The organism is Streptomyces sp. NBC_00425 (assembly GCF_036030735.1).
Taxonomy (GTDB): Bacteria; Actinomycetota; Actinomycetes; order Streptomycetales; family Streptomycetaceae; genus Streptomyces.
On the sequence record NZ_CP107928.1, the window covers coordinates 1589830 to 1606737 of the forward strand.

The 16908-nt window shown below is 72.4% G+C and carries 3 protein-coding genes and 1 pseudogene; all 4 read right to left on the reverse strand.

The window, feature by feature from the left end; all coding sequences use genetic code 11:
• Positions 1-11: 11 nt before the first annotated feature.
• Entirely contained in the window at positions 12-806 is a 795-nt protein-coding gene (locus tag OHS82_RS06590; RefSeq protein ID WP_328433482.1) for a futalosine hydrolase, read from the reverse strand.
• Complete coding sequence (locus tag OHS82_RS06595) at positions 803-1870, reverse strand: glucose-1-phosphate thymidylyltransferase (protein WP_328433483.1); 1068 nt, start codon at positions 1868-1870, stop codon at positions 803-805. Before OHS82_RS06595 ends, OHS82_RS06590 begins: the two co-directional genes overlap by 4 nt.
• A 95-nt stretch (positions 1871-1965) precedes the next feature.
• A complete protein-coding gene (locus OHS82_RS43450) occupies positions 1966-4863 on the reverse strand; it encodes a type I polyketide synthase (protein WP_443061828.1) in 2898 nt (965 codons plus the stop codon).
• 15 nt (positions 4864-4878) lie between these two features.
• Positions 4879-16882 (reverse strand): annotated as a pseudogene (locus OHS82_RS43455) (type I polyketide synthase); the annotation flags it as partial.
• Positions 16883-16908: the final 26 nt, after the last annotated feature.

Here is a 16908-nt window from a genome sequence, read left to right on the forward strand (position 1 = left end):
GCCCGGGCTGCTCAGACGTATGGCGGTGGGGCGCCTCGGGCGAGAACGGTGTACAGGACCGCGAAGGCGTCCTGAAGTGCCGTCAGGGCGTCGGGGATGCGCCAGGCGGCCCGGTCGCGGGGGCCGACGGCGTTGGAGACGGTGCGCAGTTCCAGCAGCGGGACGCCGTGGACGGCGGCGGCCTCGGCGACGCCGAAGCCCTCCATCGCCTCGGCCGCGGCTCCGTGGCGTTGCCGTAGGCGCTGGGCGCGTTCCGCGGTACCGGTGACGGTGGAGACGGTCAGGACGGGGGCGTGGACGGCGGCGAGGACCCGGGCCACGGCGGCGGAGAGGTGGGGTGCGCAGGCGTGCTCGGAGACTCCGAAGCCGAGGCGGTCCATGGAGAGGAATCCGTCAGGGGTCTCGCAGCCGAGGTCGGCGGCGATGACACGGTCGGCGACGACGACGGAGCCGACGTCGGCGACCGGCGCGAAGCCCCCCGCGATGCCTGTCGAGACGACCAGGTGGTACCGGTCGCCCCGGACGGCCGCCGCGGTGAGTGCCGCGTCGGTCGCCGCGGCCGCGGCGGCGGGGCCCACTCCCCCTGCCACCAGGTCGGCGACGAGCTGCCGGTGACGGACGGGACCCTGATCCGCCGCCGTGCGGTCGGCCCGTACGGACGAGGCGTCCCCGGTGCAGTCGATCCGGAGCATCTCGCGGCCCGGCAGGGTGCCGCGCTCGACCGCCGCCGCGGGGCCCAGACCTCGCGCGACGGCGTCGCGTTCGGCTGGTACCGCGGTGACGACGAGGAGGCGTACGGCGGTCATGACGAGAGCTGGACGTGCCCGTGATCGCCTATGACGAGACGGTGCGTGGCAGGCAGTCCGGGGGCCACGGCGACTTTGACGTTGCGGCCGACGAGGGAGGCCGCCACCCGCCGGATCCGGTCGAAGGACGACTCCCGCAGCACGATCGAGTACTCGATCTCGCTGTGGGAGATACGGCAGTTCTCCGCGACCGACGTGGAAGGGCCGACGTACGAGTCGCTGACGACGCTGCCGGCGCCGATGATCACGGGACCGACGATGCGGGAGCGCCGGACCTCGGCGCCCGCCTCGATCCGGACGCGTCCGATGATCTCGCTCTCGTCGTCGACGTAGCCGTTGACGCAGGGCTGGAGGCGTTCGAGGAGGGTGCGGTTGACCTCCAGCATGTCGGTGACGTTGCCGGTGTCCTTCCAGTAACCGGTGATGACCGTGGAGCGGACCTCCATTCCCTGGTCGATCATCCACTGCAGCGCGTCGGTGATCTCCAGCTCGCCGCGCGGGGACGGCTGGACGGCCCGCACCGCTTCGTGGACGGCCGCCGTGAACAGGTACACGCCGGCGACGGCCAGGTCGCTGCGCGGCTTGCGCGGCTTCTCCTCGAGTACGAGGACGTTGCCGTTGTCGTCGGTGACCGCCACTCCGAAGGCCGTGGGATTGTTCACCCGGGTGAGCAGCACCTGGGCGTCGCGTGGGTCCTTGCGGAACTCCTCGACGACGTCGGTGATGCCGTCGAGGACGAAGTTGTCACCGAGGTACATGACGAAGTCGTCGTCGCCCAGGAAGGATTCGGCGATGAGCACGGCGTGGGCGAGCCCCAGGGGTTCGCTCTGCGGGATGTAGGTGACGTTCAGGCCGAAGGCGGAGCCGTCGCCGACGGCTGCCTCGATTTCCGGGGCGGTGCTGCCGACGATGACGCCGACGTCGGTGATGCCCGCGGCGGCGATGGATTCGAGACCGTAGAAGAGGATCGGTTTGTTGGCGACCGGGACCAATTGCTTGCTGGACGTGTGGGTGATCGGGCGCAGTCGTGAACCTGATCCCCCCGCGAGCACGAGAGCCTTCACTGTTCCATCCATGTGACGGGTGAGAGGTGGTGGGTGAGAGGTGGTGGCCGCCTCGGCCCGGACGCCGTGTCCGGGCCGAGGCGCGGCCGGTCGGTTCAGACCTCGTCGAGGTCGCCCTCGAGGAAGGCGCGCAGTTCGTCGTCGGAGACCTCGTCGGCGGCCGGCGCCGACGGCGCGGGGCCGACGGCGGCTCCGGCCGCCGCGTCGTCGAGGCGGGCCAGCAGACCGCTGAGCCTGCTGCGCAGCCGCTCCTGGACGGCGCCGTCCAGGACCGACGCGGTGAACTGTGCCTCCAGGGCGTCGAGACGGTCGAGGACCGGGGAGGTGGCCGGCTGCGCCTCGTGGGTGATGCGTTCCAGGAGGTGCGCGGCGAGCCGTTCCGGCGTCGGGTAGTCGAACATGAGGGTCGCGGGCAGTCGTGTTCCTGCGAGGGCGCCGATGCGGTTGCGCAGTTCGACGGCGGTCAACGAGTTGAACCCGCTGTCCAGGAAGCCTCCTTCCGGGTCGATGGAGTCGGGGCTGTCGTGCCCGACGACCAGGGCCGCCTGGGCGAGCACGGCGTCCAGGACGAGGGCGTGCCGGGCGTCCGGGGCGAGCCCGGCGAGACGGGTGCGCAGCTCGCCCTCCGCGGGCACCGCCGACGCGCCGGTGGCCGGTGCGGCCTGGTGCCGGGTGCGGGCCGGGACGAGGTCGCGCACCAGGTCCGGCACCGACCCGTCGGAGGCGCGTAGCGCGGCCGGGTCGAGGTCGACGGGCGCGTGGTAGGGGTCCCGGGAGCGCAGTGCCGCGTCGAGCAGGGCGAGTGCGTGGCCGGTCTCCATGGGCCGCAGTCCGCTGCGGGCGATGCGGCGCATGTCCGCTTCGCCGAGCTTGCCGGTCATGCCGCTGCGTTCGGCCCACAGACCCCAGGCGAGGGACTGGACGCGGCGTCCGGCGGCGGCGCGGCGGGCGGCGAAGGCGTCGAGGAAGGCGTTGGCGGCCGAATAGTTGCCCTGCCCGACGCCGCCGAGGGTTCCGGCGATCGAGGAGAACAGAACGAGCGCGGCGCCGGTGTCGCGGGTGAGCTCCTCCAGCAGGACGGTCGCGTCGGCCTTGGCCCGCAGGACCGTGTCGACGCGCTCGGGAGTGAGCGACTGCACGATGCCGTCGTCGAGGACGCCCGCGGTGTGGACGACGGCGCGAAGCGGCCGGTCCGCGGGGATGTCGCCGAGCAGGGCGGTCAGGGCCTCGCGATCGGCGACGTCGCAGGCCGCGACGGTGACGTGGGCCCCGTGGCCGCTGAGCTCCTCGTGGAGTTCGGTCATGCCGTCGGCCGCCGGGCCGCGCCGTCCGGCCAGCACCAGGGAGCGCACGCCGTGGGCGGTGACCAGGTGGCGGGCGATCTCCCGTCCCAGGATGCCGCCGGCCCCGGTGACCAGGACGGTGCCGTCCTCGAAGGCCCCGTCCGCCGTCTCGGCGGGCGGCGCCGCCTGGATGAGCCGGGGTGTGAGCGCGGAACCCTCGCGCAGGGCGATCTCGCTCTCGTCCGAGGCGAGCGCGGCCGGCAGCTGTGCCAGGGAGGCCGCACTGCCGTCGTGGTCGATCAGCGCGAAGCGGCCCGGGTTCTCGGCGCGCGCCGCACGGACCAGCCCCCAGACGGCCGCCTGGGCCGGATCGGTGCGGGGCGCGTCCTCGGATCCGGTGGTGACGGCGTTCCGGGTCAGCACCACCAGCCGGGAGGCCGCCAGGCCGTCCTGCGCCAGCCAGTCGGTGAGCAGGCTCAGCGCGTGGGTGGTGGCACGTCGCGTGGCAGCGGGGAGGTCGGCGTCCGCGTCGGACCGGGTGTCGGGCATCGCCGCCAGGACCGTCGCGGGCACGGCTGTGCCCGTGGCCGCGTGCAGCGCGGCGGGGTCCGGGTGCCGGACGGCGGTGCCGAACGCCGGTGCGTCGGGCGGCAGCACGCTGCCGACGAGGTGCGGCGTGCCGACGGGCGCCGTGCCGATGCCGGCGGGCGTCCAGCGGATCCGGTGCAGTGCGCCGCGCCCCGGAGCGGACGGCAGGGCGCTGGTGTCCACGGGGCGCAGGGTGAGGCCGTCGATGTCGGCGACCCGGTGTCCCGCGTCGTCGAGGATGCCCACCCGGTAGGTGTGCTCGCCGACGGGGGTGAGACGCACGCGCAGTGCGGTGGCGCCGGCGGAGTGCGGGACGACGTCGGAGAAGGTGAACGGCAGGACGGTGCCGGTGCCTGCGGCGGGGGCCAGCGCCACCGTGTGCAGGGCGGCGTCCAGCAGGGCGGGGTGGACGCGGAACCGGTCGGCGCCCTGCAGGTGTTCGCCTTCCTCGGGGGCGATCTCGGCGTACACGTCGTCGCCGTCGCGCCAGGCCGCGCGCAGTCCGCGGAACGCGGGGCCGTAGGCGAAGCCGCCGGCGGCGATGCGGTCGTACAGGCCGCTGACGTCCACGGGGGTGGCGGACGCCGGCGGCCAGGCGGCCGGCAGAGGTGCGGGTGCGACGGCCGACGGCGTGTCGGTGAGGGTGCCGTCGGCGTGCCGTGTCCAGGCGGTGCCGGTGGCGGGCCGGGAGTGCACCGAGAGGGCGCGGTCGCCGTTGCCGTCGGGCGCCGCGACGGACACCTGAAGCTGGACGCTGCCGCTCTCGGGGAGCACGAGCGGCGTCTGGAGGGTGAGGTCACCGATCCGGGCGGCGCCGACGTGTCCGCACGCCTCCATGGCGAGGTCGAGGAAGGCGGTGCCGGGGAAGAGGATGCGGCCGTCCAGGGCGTGGTCGGCGAGCCAGGGCCTGTCGTTCACGGAGACGGTTCCCGTCAGCACGACGCCCGAGCTGTCGGCGAGGGCGACAGCGCCGGTGAGCAGCTGGTGGCGTACGGGATCCAGGTCCGTGCGGGTGCTGTCGGAGCCGGTCGCCTCGAGCCAGTAGCGGCGCCGCTGGAAGGGGTAGGTGGGCAGGTCGGTGCGGACGGCTCCCGAGGGGGTGAACCAGTTGTCCCAGTCCACGCGGTGGCCGTGGGTGTGCAGCCGGGCGAGGGCGGTGGTCAGCGAGGCGTCTTCCTCCTCGTCGCGCCGCAGTGTCGGCACGAGTGTGGCGACGCCGTCGACGCAGTCTCCGGCGAGCGCGGTCAGCACGCCGCCCGGCCCGATCTCGACGTAGGTGGTGACGCCCTGTTCCTCGAGTGTGCGAATGCCCTCGTGGAAGCGGACGGCGTCGCGCACCTGGCCTACCCAGTAGGCGCCGTCCATCGGCTCGTCGGCGGTGACGGGGCGTCCGGTGACGGTGGAGACCACGGGCAGGGCGGGGGCGGCGTGGTCGACGAGCGCCGTGTGTGCGGCGAACTCGTCGAGCATGTCGTTCATGTGGTGGGAGTGGAAGGCGTGGCCGACCTGCAGACGGTGTGTCTTGCGGCCCCGGCCGGCCAGTTCCGCGGCCACCGCGGTGACGGCTTCCTCGTCGCCGGACAGGACGGTGGCGAGCGGGCTGTTGACCGCCGCGACGGACACCCGGCCCTCGTGGGCGGCGAGCAGCGGTGTCACCTCCTCCTCACCGGCCTGGACGGAGATCATGACGCCGCCCGTCGGCAGGTTCCCCATGAGTTTCCCGCGCACGGCGACGAGCCGGCACGCGTCCTCCAGGGTGAGTACCCCCGCGACGTGGGCTGCGGCGATCTCGCCGACCGAGTGGCCGAGCACCGCGTCGGGCCGTACGTCCAGGCTCTCCAGCAGGCGGTACAGGGCGACCTGGACGGCGAAGAGTCCGGCCTGGGTGTAGGCGGTGCGGTCCAGGAATGCCGACTCGGGGCTGCCCGGTTCGGCGAACAGGACGTCGCGCAGGGGCAGTTCGAGGTCGGCGTCGAGGTGGGCGCAGGCCTCGTCGAGGGCGTCGGCGAAGATCTCGTGCCGCTCGTACAGGACCCGTCCGGTGGCGGCCTGCTGACTGCCCTGTCCGGAGAAGAGGAAGGCCACCTTGCCCCCGCGGGCCCGGCCGGTGGCGAGCAGCGGGTGCTCCCGGCCCTCGGCGAGAGAGGTGAGCGCCTCGGTGAGCGCCTCGGTGTCGCCGGTGGCGACGGCCGCGCGGTGGTCGTGGTGGGCGCGGGTGGTGGCCAGGGAGAGCGCCAGGTCGGCCGGAGCGCTGTCGGGACGGGCGGCGATGTGGGCGAGGAAGCGGCGGGCCTGGGCGCGCAGGGCGGCGTCGCCACGGGCCGACAGCAGCCACGGCAGGGTGCGGGAGGCGCCGTCGGCCGGACGGGACTCCACCGGGGCGGATGTCGCGGGTTCTTGGATGATCACGTGTGCGTTGGTGCCGGAGACGCCGAACGACGAGACACCCGCACGCCGCGGCGTGTCACCGGGGGCCCAGTCGCGCTCTTCCTGCAGCAGGCGCACAGCGCCGGACGACCAGTCGATGTGCGGGGACGGCTGTTCGGCGTGCAGGGTGCGCGGCAGGACGCGGTGACGCATCGCCATCACCATCTTGATGATGCCGGCGACGCCGGAAGCGGCCTGTGTGTGGCCGATGTTGGACTTCAGCGCCCCGAGCCACAGCGGCCGCTCCACAGGCCGGTCCTGACCGTAGACGGCCAGCAGCGCCTGCGCCTCGATGGGGTCGCCGAGGGTGGTTCCGGTGCCGTGCGCCTCGACGGCGTCCACGTCCAGCGGTGAGAGCCCGGCCGAGGCCAGCGCCTGGCGGATGACCTTCTGCTGGGCGGGTCCGCTGGGCGCGGTGAGCCCGTTGGAGGCGCCGTCCTGGTTGACGGCGGTGCCGGCGACGGTGGCGAGCACGGGGTGCCCGCCCCGGCGGGCGTCCGACAGACGCTCCAGCAGGAGAAGACCGACGCCCTCGGCCCAGCCCGCGCCGTCGGCCTCGGCGGCGAACGGCTTGCAGCGGCCGTCCGGCGAGAGGGCACGCTGCCTGCTGAACTCGACGAAGGTGTCCGGGGTGGACATCACGGTGACGCCGCCGGCCAGGGCGAGTTCGCACTCGCCGGACCTCAGGGCCTGCACCGCCAGGTGCAGGGCGACCAGGGAGGACGAGCAGGCGGTGTCGACGGTGACGGCCGGTCCTTCCAGGCCGAAGGTGTAGGCGATGCGTCCCGAGGCGACGCTGCCGGCGCTGCCGGTGGCCAGGTAGCCCTCCAGCTCCTCGGGGGCCTTGCGGGCACGGCTTCCGTAGTCGTTGTAGTTGGATCCGACGAAGACGCCCGCGCGGGCGCCGCGGATGCGGTCCGGATCGATCCCGGCGCGTTCGAACGCCTCCCAGGACGTCTCCAGCAGCAGCCGGTGCTGCGGGTCGACGGCCACGGCCTCGCGGGGCGTGATCCCGAAGAACGCGGGGTCGAAGCGGTCGGCGTCGTGCAGGAAGCCGCCGTGCCGGGCGTACGAGTGGCCGATGCGGTCGGGGTCGGGATCGTAGAGGCTCTCGACGTCCCAGCCGCGGTCGGCGGGGAACGGTGTGATGGCGTCGGCGCCGTCGGCGACGAGTTGCCACAGATCCTCGGGTGAGACGACACCGCCGGGGAAGCGGCAGCTCATGCCGACGATGACGATCGGGTCGTCGTCGACGGCCGCCGTCGGCAGTTCGAGCGGCGGCTCGGCGGCCGCCCCCGTACCGAACAGCTCTGCGTCCAGGTAGGCGGCGAGGGCTCCTGCGGAGGGGTGGTCGAAGGCGAGCGTGACCGGCAGGCGCAGCCCGGTGGCCTCCACGAACCGGTTGCGCAGTTCGACGGCGGTGAGCGAGTCGAAGCCGACGTCCCGGAAGGCACTCCCGTCGGGGACCGCGTCGGGGTCGGCATGGCCGAGGACGGCGGATGCCTGGGCGCGGACCTCCGTGACCAGCGCGGCACGCCGCTCCGCCGGGGACAGGCCCGCGAGGCGCTGGACGAGCGGCGGTCCGTCGACGGAGTCGGCCTTCTTCTCGCCGCTGTCCGTGGAGAGCGGCACCCGTGCCTCGGGGAGCTCGCGCAGCGCGGCGAACGCGCGGGCGGTGATCAGCTTCCAGTCGACGTCGGCGACGATCAGGAACTCCTCGTCCTGCTCCAGCGCCTTCTGCAGGGAGGCGATGGCCAGTTCGGGGTCCATCGGGGGTACGCCGTCCCGGCGCAGCCGCTCGGCGACCTCCTCCCCGACCATGCCGCCGCCCGCCCAGGTTCCCCAGCCGATGGAGGTGGCGGGCAGTCCCTGCGCCCTGCGGGCGGCGGCCAGGGCGTCGAGGAAGGCGTTGGCCGCGGCGTAGCTGCCCTGTCCGGGACCGCCGAGGGTGCCTGCCATCGACGAGAACAGCACGAACGCGTCGAGGTCGAGATGGCGGGTGGCGGCGTCGAGGGCGAGCGCCGCATCGGCCTTGGGGCGCAGGACGTCATGGGCGCGCTGCGGGGTGAGCGCGTCGATGAGGCCGTCGTCGATGATGCCGGCGGTGTGCACCACCGCTGTGAGGGTGCCGCCGCCGGGCAGGTCGTCGACGAGACGGCGCACCGCTTCGGCGTCGGAGACGTCGCAGGCGACGACGGTGGCCTGTGTGCCCGACTCGGCGAGCTCGGCGACGAGTTCGGCGGCGCCCGACGCGTCGGGGCCGCGCCGGGAGGCGAGCACGAGGTGTTCGGCGCCACCGCGTGCGAGCCAGCGGGCGACGTGCCGGCCGAGCCCGCCGGTGCCGCCCGTCACCAGGACGGTGCCGGACGGCCGCCAACTGCCCTCCGGCCGCGGTCCGTCACCGGCGCGCACCAGGCGGCGGGCGAAGAGTCCGGAAGCGCGCACCGCGAGGTGGTCCTCTTCGAGCGTCCCGGACAAGGCGCCGATCAGCCGGCGTGCCGCACGGTCGTCGAGTGTGCCGGGCAGGTCGACGAGCCCGCCCCAGCGCTGCGGGTACTCCAGGGCGGCGATGCGGCCGAGACCCCAGATCATCGCCTGCAGGGGGCTGGTCAGCCGGTCGCTGCGGCGCACGGCGACCGCGCCACGCGTGGCACACCACACCGGGGCCTCCAGGCGGGTGTCCCCGAGCACCTGAAGCAGGGTCGTGGTCAGGACGAGGCCGGTGGGCAGCACGCCCTCGGCCGACCAGGGGGACTCGTCCAGCGCGAGCAGCGACAGCACGCCACCGACCTCGACGCCGTCGGCCAGGGCGCGCACGAGGTCGGCCATGCGGTCACGTTCGGCGTCCGGGCCGCCCACGACGAGGACGCGGGCCCCGGCAGACCTGTCGCCGATCGCGGCGTGCACATCCCTGACGAGGGGGTCGTCCTCGTATCCGGCCGGTACGACGAGCAGCCACGTGTTCGCCAGCTCGTGGGTGCGTGCGGGCTGTTCGGTGCGGGGCCGCCAGGCGACCCGGTATCGCCAGCCGTCGAGCGTGGAGTGGTTGAGCCGGTCCCGCCGCCAGGACGACAGGGCGGGCACCACCTCGGCGAGTGAGCGCACGTCGTCGAGTCCGAGGCTGTCCGCCAGGGAATCGAGATCGTGGCTGTCCACGCTGGCCCAGAATCCGTCGTCGAGAAGGTTCACCCCGCCGAACGTCCCGCCGTCGGCAGCGGTCTGCGGGGCGGCCGGCTCCAGCCAGTAGCGGCTGCGCTGGAACGCATACGTCGGCAACTCCACCCGACACGGCGACAACCCCGCGAACACCGGCCCCCAGTCGACCGCCACACCCCCAGCCCACGCCTCACCCAACGACAGGTAGAACCGCTCCAGACCACCCTCACCACGACGCAACGAACCCACCACCACCGCATCCCCACCCACAGCCTCGACCGTCTCACCGATCGGCACCGCCAACACCGGATGCGGACTCATCTCCACAAACGCACCGAACCCCTCCCCCAACAGACGCCGCACCACCGGCTCCAACAACACCGACTGCCGCAGATTCCGGAACCAATACCCCCCATCCGTCACCGCACCCTCAACCCACTCACCCGTCACCGTCGACAAAAACGGCACCGACGGCACCAACGCCGACACCGAACCCAACACCTCAGCCAACTCCCCCTCCAACACATCCACACCAGCCGAATGCGACGCATAATCCACATCGATCCGACGCACCCTCACCCCCAACCCCTCACACAACTCCACCAACTCATCCAACGCACCCACATCACCCGACACCACCGTCGACGACGGACCATTCACCGCCGCCACCGACACCCGACCACCCCAACGACCCACCAACTCCGACACACCACCAGGACCCTCAGCAGCAAGAGCCACCGACACCATCCCCCCACCACCCGCCAACGCCACAATCGCCCGCGACCGCAACGCCACCACCCGCGCACCATCCACCACACTCAACGCACCCGCCACCACCGCAGCAGCAATCTCCCCCTGCGAATGACCCACCACCGCAGCCGGCCGCACACCGAACGACTCCCACAACGCAGCCAACGACACCATCACCGCCCACAACACCGGCTGCACCACATCCACCCGATCCAACCCAGGCGCACCCCCACCCCCGCACCACATCCACCAACGACCAATCCACCAACCCCTCCAACGCCACACCACACTCAACAAACCGCGCAGCAAACACCTCCGACACATCCAACAACTCCACCGCCATACCCACCCACTGCGCACCCTGACCCGGAAACACGAACACCGGATCAACGGAGTCGCCGATGCGCCGGGCGGCGCCCCGCGCGAGGCCCGTGCCGGACGTTCCGGCGGCCAGAGCGCGCAGCGAAGCGACGAGGCTGTCACGGTCGACGCCGACGACGGCCGCGCGCTCCTCCAGCGCGGCACGGCCGGTCAGGAGGGAGTGCGCGATGTCGACGGGATCGCCGTTCGAGCTCTCCAGATGGGTCAGCAGCTGCTCGGCCTGGGCACGCAGCGCCTTGCCCGAGCGGGCGGACAGCAGCCACGGCACGACGGTGCGGGGCGGCTCGGCGACGAGCGGCGCGGGCTCCTCCACGGCGAGCGGCGGCTCAGGCTCTTCGAGGATGATGTGGGCGTTGGTGCCGCTGACGCCGAAGGAGGAGACACCGGCCCTGCGAGGCCGGCCGTTGCGCTCCCAGGGGCGGGTGTGCGCGAGGACCTCGACCTGTCCTGCCGACCAGTCGACGATCGGGGAGATCTCCTCGGCGTGCAGGGACTTCGGCAGGGTGGCGTGTCGTATGGCCTGCACCATCTTGATGATCCCGGCCATGCCCGAAGCGGCCTGGGTGTGGCCGATGTTGGACTTCACGGACCCGAGCCACAACGGGCGGTCGCCGTCACGCTCCTGACCGTAGGTCGCCAGCAGCGCCTGCGCCTCGATCGGGTCGCCCAGCTTCGTCCCCGTGCCGTGCGCCTCCACCACGTCCACATCCGCAGCCGACAGACCCGCGTCCGCCAACGCCGCACGGATCACCCGCTGCTGCGCAAGACCGTTCGGAGCCGTCAACCCGTTCGACGCACCGTCCTGGTTGATCGCCGAACCCCGCACCACCGCCAGCACCTGATGCCCCAGCGCCCGCGCGTCCGACAACCGCTCCAGCAACAGCACACCCACACCCTCGGCCATGCCCATGCCATCGGCTTCGGCGCCGAACGCCTTGCACCGGCCGTCGACGGCCAGGCCGCGCTGACGGCTGAAGCCGACCAGGCCGATGGGCTCGCCCATGACGGCGGCCCCGCCGGTCAGTGCGAGCGAGCACTCGCCCGAACGAAGGGAACGCATCGCCTGGTGCATGGCGACGAGCGCGGAGGAGCATCCGGTGTCCATGGTCACGGCCGGCCCTTCGAGGCCGAGTGTGTAGGAGATGCGGCCGGAGGCGATGCTGGTGACGGTGCCGGTGATGAGGTGGCCTTCGAGTCCCTCCGGCACGACCCCGCTCGCTCCGTAACCCTGGTGGGACACGCCTACGAAGACTCCGGTGTCGCTGCCGCGCAGGCTGTCGGGCGCGATGCCGGCCCGCTCCAGGGTCTCCCAGGCGGTCTCCAGGAGCAGCCGCTGCTGCGGGTCCATCGCCGTCGCCTCACGCGGGGAGATCCCGAAGAACGCGGCGTCGAACTCGGCGGCGTCGTGCAGGAACCCGCCGTCGCGGGCGTAGGTGGTGCCCGCTCGGTCCGGATCGGGGTCGTACAGGTTCTCCACGTCCCAGCCGCGGTCGAGGGGCAGGGACGAGATGGCGTCTCTCTCGTCGAGGACGAGGCGCCAGAAGTCGTCCGGTGAGTGTGCTCCGCCGGGGAAGCGGCAGCCCATGGAGACGATGGCGATCGGTTCGTCCTCAAGGGCCGGGCGGGCCGCCGGAACGGCCGGGAGCGTGGTGGGCCGCTCCTCGGCGGTGTCGTCGACGAGCTGTCCGCGCAGATGGCGTGCGAGGTCGCGGACGTTGGGGTGGTCGAAGACGATCGCGGCGGGCAGTGTGAGGCCGGTCGCCTCGTTGAGGCGGTTGCGGAGTTCGACCGCGGTGAGGGAGTCGAATCCGAGTTCCCGGAACGCGCGTGTGGCGGCGATGTCGCTGCCGTCCGCGTAGCCGAGGACGGCGGCGACCTGGGTGCGGACCACGTCGGTCAGGGTTCGGTCGCGTTCGGCGGAGCTCTGGCCGGCGAGTTCGGCACGCAGGCCGCCGCCGCGCTCCGAGGCGCGGTCGAGAACGGCTTCGTCGGCCCGCATCGCGGCCGCCACCTCGGGGACCTCGTGCAGCAGCGGTCGGGAGTGCGCGGCGGTGAAGACGGGAACGAAACGCTCCCAGTCGATGTCGGCGACGGCGAGGAAGGTCTCGTCGTGGTCGAGTGCCTGCTCGAGGCCCGCGACGGCGAGTCCGGCGTCCATGAACGGGATCCCGCGCCAGCGCAGTTGCTCCCGAACGACGTTGACGGCCATGCCTCCGCCCTCCGGGCTCCAGATGCCCCAGGCGAGGGACATGCCGGTCAGCCCGCGCGCTCTGCGATGGTCGGCGAGAGCGTCGACGTACGCGTTGGAGGCCGAGTAGGCGCCGTGGTCGCCGCTGCCCCAGGTGCCGGCGACGGAGGAGTACAGGACGAAGGCGTCCAGCCGGTCGTGGTCGAAGAGTTCGTCGAGGTTGACGGCGCCGAGCAGCTTGGCGCGGGCTCCCTCGGCGAAGAAGTCGAGGTCGGTGTCGGCGAGGGAGGCCAGCATGCCGACGCCCGCGGTGTGCACGACGGTGCGGATGGCGGGACCGTCGGACTCCACCTGCTCGACGAGACGGTGCAGCGCTTCGCGATCGGCGACGTCGCACGCGGCGACGGTCACCCGGCAGCCCAGCTCGGTCAGTTCCTGCCGCAGCGCCTCCGCGCCCGGCGCCCGCTCGCCGTGGCGGCTGGTCAGCACGAGATGCTCGGCGCCCTTGCGGGCGAGCAGTCGAGCCGTGTGGGCGCCGAGGCCGCCGGTGCCTCCGGTGATCAGCGCGGCGCCGCTGGTGCTCCAGGGACGCGCCGCGCTTCGGCCGGCCAGGGGGGTGCGGACCAGCCGTCGGATGTAGGCGCTCGAACCTCGCAGGGCGATCTGGTCCTCGTCGCCTCCTGCGGCCAGGACGGCGACCAGAGCGCGGGCGGCGTCGGGGTCGGGAGCGGAGGGAAGGTCGACGAGGCCGCCCCAGCGCCGCGGCTGTTCCAGGGCGACCACCCGGCCGAATCCCCAGAGCGCGCCCTGTATCGGACGGCTGACCTTGTCGCCGTCACCGGTGCTGACAGCCTCGCTGGTCAGGAGCCACGTCCTGGCCTCGATGCCGGCGTCCAGCATGCCCTGGACCAGGACCAGCGAGGACATCATGCCGACGGTCGCACCCGAGTGGTCCGGGGCGAGGCGCTCGTCGAGGGCCAGCAGGGACACGACGCCGCGCACGGAGTCGGTCCCGGCCACGCCGTCGGTTCCGGCGACGGCGGCTGTGAGGCGCGCGGCGACGAGTGCGCGGTCCAGCTCGTCGGCGGCCAACGCGAGGGTGACGGCGGTCGCGCCCGCCTCGCTCAGGGCGTCTTCGACGGCGACGGCCAGCGGTGACCGCGTGTGCTCTTCGGGGACGACGAGGAGCCAGGTCCCGTCGAGCGCGGCTCCTTCGGGGAGCTGGTAGGGCCGCCACGCCACCCGGTAACGCCAACTGTCCAGCTTCGCCCGGCCCTGCCGTCCCCGGTGCCACGCCGACAACGCCGGCAGGACATCACCAAGACCCCCGGTCCCCTCCAGCCCGAGCGTGCCCGCCAACCCCTCGACGTCACCCTCCTCCACGATCCGCCAGAACTCCTCCTGCGCCGGATCGACCCCCGCCTGCACCTTCGGCAGGTCCAGCCAGTAGCGGCTGCGCTGGAACGCATACGTCGGCAACTCCACCCGACACGGCGACAACCCCGCGAACACCGGCCCCCAGTCGACCGCCACACCCCCAGCCCACGCCTCACCCAACGACAGGTAGAACCGCTCCAGACCACCCTCACCACGACGCAACGAACCCACCACCACCGCATCCCCACCCACAGCCTCGACCGTCTCACCGATCGGCACCGCCAACACCGGATGCGGACTCATCTCCACAAACGCACCGAACCCCTCCCCCACCAGACGCCGCACCACCGGCTCCAACAACACCGACTGCCGCAGATTCCGGAACCAATACCCCCCATCCGTCACCGCACCCTCAACCCACTCACCCGTCACCGTCGACAAAAACGGCACCGACGGCACCAACGCCGACACCGAACCCAACACCTCAGCCAACTCCCCCTCCAACACATCCACACCAGCCGAATGCGACGCATAATCCACATCGATCCGACGCACCCTCACCCCCAACCCCTCACACAACTCCACCAACTCATCCAACGCACCCACATCACCCGACACCACCGTCGACGACGGACCATTCACCGCCGCCACCGACACCCGACCACCCCAACGACCCACCAACTCCGACACACCACCAGGACCCTCAGCAGCAAGAGCCACCGACACCATCCCCCCACCACCCGCCAACGCCACAATCGCCCGCGACCGCAACGCCACCACCCGCGCACCATCCACCACACTCAACGCACCCGCCACCACCGCAGCAGCAATCTCCCCCTGCGAATGACCCACCACCGCAGCCGGCCGCACACCGAACGACTCCCACAACGCAGCCAACGACACCATCACCGCCCACAACACCGGCTGCACCACATCCACCCGATCCAACCCAGGCGCACCCCCCACCCCCCGCACCACATCCACCAACGACCAATCCACCAACCCCTCCAACGCCACACCACACTCAACAAACCGCGCAGCAAACACCTCCGACACATCCAACAACTCCACCGCCATACCCACCCACTGCGCACCCTGACCCGGAAACACGAACACCGGGTCGAGGGGGGAGGCGGGGCTCTCGGTGAGGCCGCGGGCGGCATTCGCGGGCCGTTCGCCGCCGGCCAGGGCGCGCAGACCGTCGACCAGGCCGGCATGGTCCGTGCCGATGACGACGGCGCGCTCCTCCAGTGCGGCGCGACCGGTGGCGAGCGCGTGGGAGACGTCCACCGCGGAGAGGCCGGCGGACTCGATGCGGTCGAGCAGTCGCTGTGCCTGCTCCTTCAGCGCGGCCTCCGACCGGGCCGACAGCATCCAGGGCAGGACGACACCGGCCTTCTCCGCCCTGTCCGCCGCCTTGGCGTCCGTCACCTGGGCGTCCGTGGCCCCGGCATCCGTCGTCCCGGCGGCTTCCGCCGGTTCGGCGACCGGCGCCTGCTCGAGAACGACGTGCGCGTTCGTGCCGCTGCCTCCGAAGGAGGAGACGCCCGCGCGGCGCGGCCGTCCCGTGTCCGGCCAGTCGACCGCCTCGGTGAGCAGGCGCAGCGTGCCGGAGGACCAGTCGACGTGCGGGGTGAGCTCCTCTCCGTGGAGCGACTTGGGGGCGACGCCGTGCCGGAGCGACTCGACCATCTTGATGATGCCCACGACACCGGAAGCGGCCTGGGTGTGGCCGACGTTGGACTTCAGGGAACCGATCAACAGCGGGGCGCCGGCGTCGCGCTCCTGGCCGTAGGTGGCCTGCAGCGCCTGCGCCTCGATCGGGTCGCCGAGCTTCGTCCCCGTGCCGTGCGCCTCCACCACGTCCACATCCGCAGCCGACAGACCCGCGTCCGCCAGCGCCGCACGGATCACCCGCTGCTGCGACGGACCGTTCGGAGCCGTCAACCCGTTCGACGCACCGTCCTGGTTGATCGCCGAACCCCGCACCACCGCCAGCACCTGATGCCCCAGCGCCCGCGCGTCCGACAACCGCTCCAGCAACAGCACGCCGACGCCTTCGCCCCAGCCCGTGCCGTCGGCGCCGGCCGCGAAGGGCTTGCAGCGGCCGTCGGCGGCCAGGCCGCGCTGACGGCTGAACTCGATGAAGTTGCGCATGCTGGCCATGACGGTGACACCGCCCGCGACCGCCATCGAGCACTCTCCGGAACGCAGCGCCCGGACCGCGAGATGGAGGGCGACCAGCGAGGAGGAGCACATGGTGTCGAGGCTGACGGCCGGGCCCTCGAACCCGAAGCTGTAGGAGATGCGCCCCGACAGCACGGCGGCGGATCCGCCGGTCAGCAGGTGTCCTTCGATGCCCTCGGGCGCGCGGGCGCCGTCGGGCGCGTAGGCCTGGTTGCTGGCGCCGACGAACACACCGGTGGAACTGCCCCGCAGGGTCGTGGGGTCGATGCCGGCCCGTTCGAACGCCTCCCAGGTGGTTTCCAGGAGCAGTCGCTGCTGCGGGTCCATGGCGGTCGCCTCACGCGGCGAGATCTCGAAGAACCCGGCGTCGAACTCGGCCGCGTCGTGCAGGAAGGCGCCCTGGCGGACGTAGCTGGTGCCGATGCGCTCCGGGTCGGGGTCGTACAGCGCCTCGATGTCCCAGCCACGGTCGGTCGGCAGGTCCGAAACGGTGTCGACGCCGTCGGCGACGATCCGCCACAGGTCCTCAGGGCTGCGCACTCCACCGGGCATGTGACAGGCGGTGGCCACGATGGCTATGGGCTCGTGCGCCCGCGTCTCCAGGTCGGTGAGCCTGTGACGGGTCTGTCGCAGGTCCGTGGTGACGCGCTTGAGGTAGTCCCGCAGCTTGTCCTCGGTGTTGTGCGTGTTGGCCATGCCAG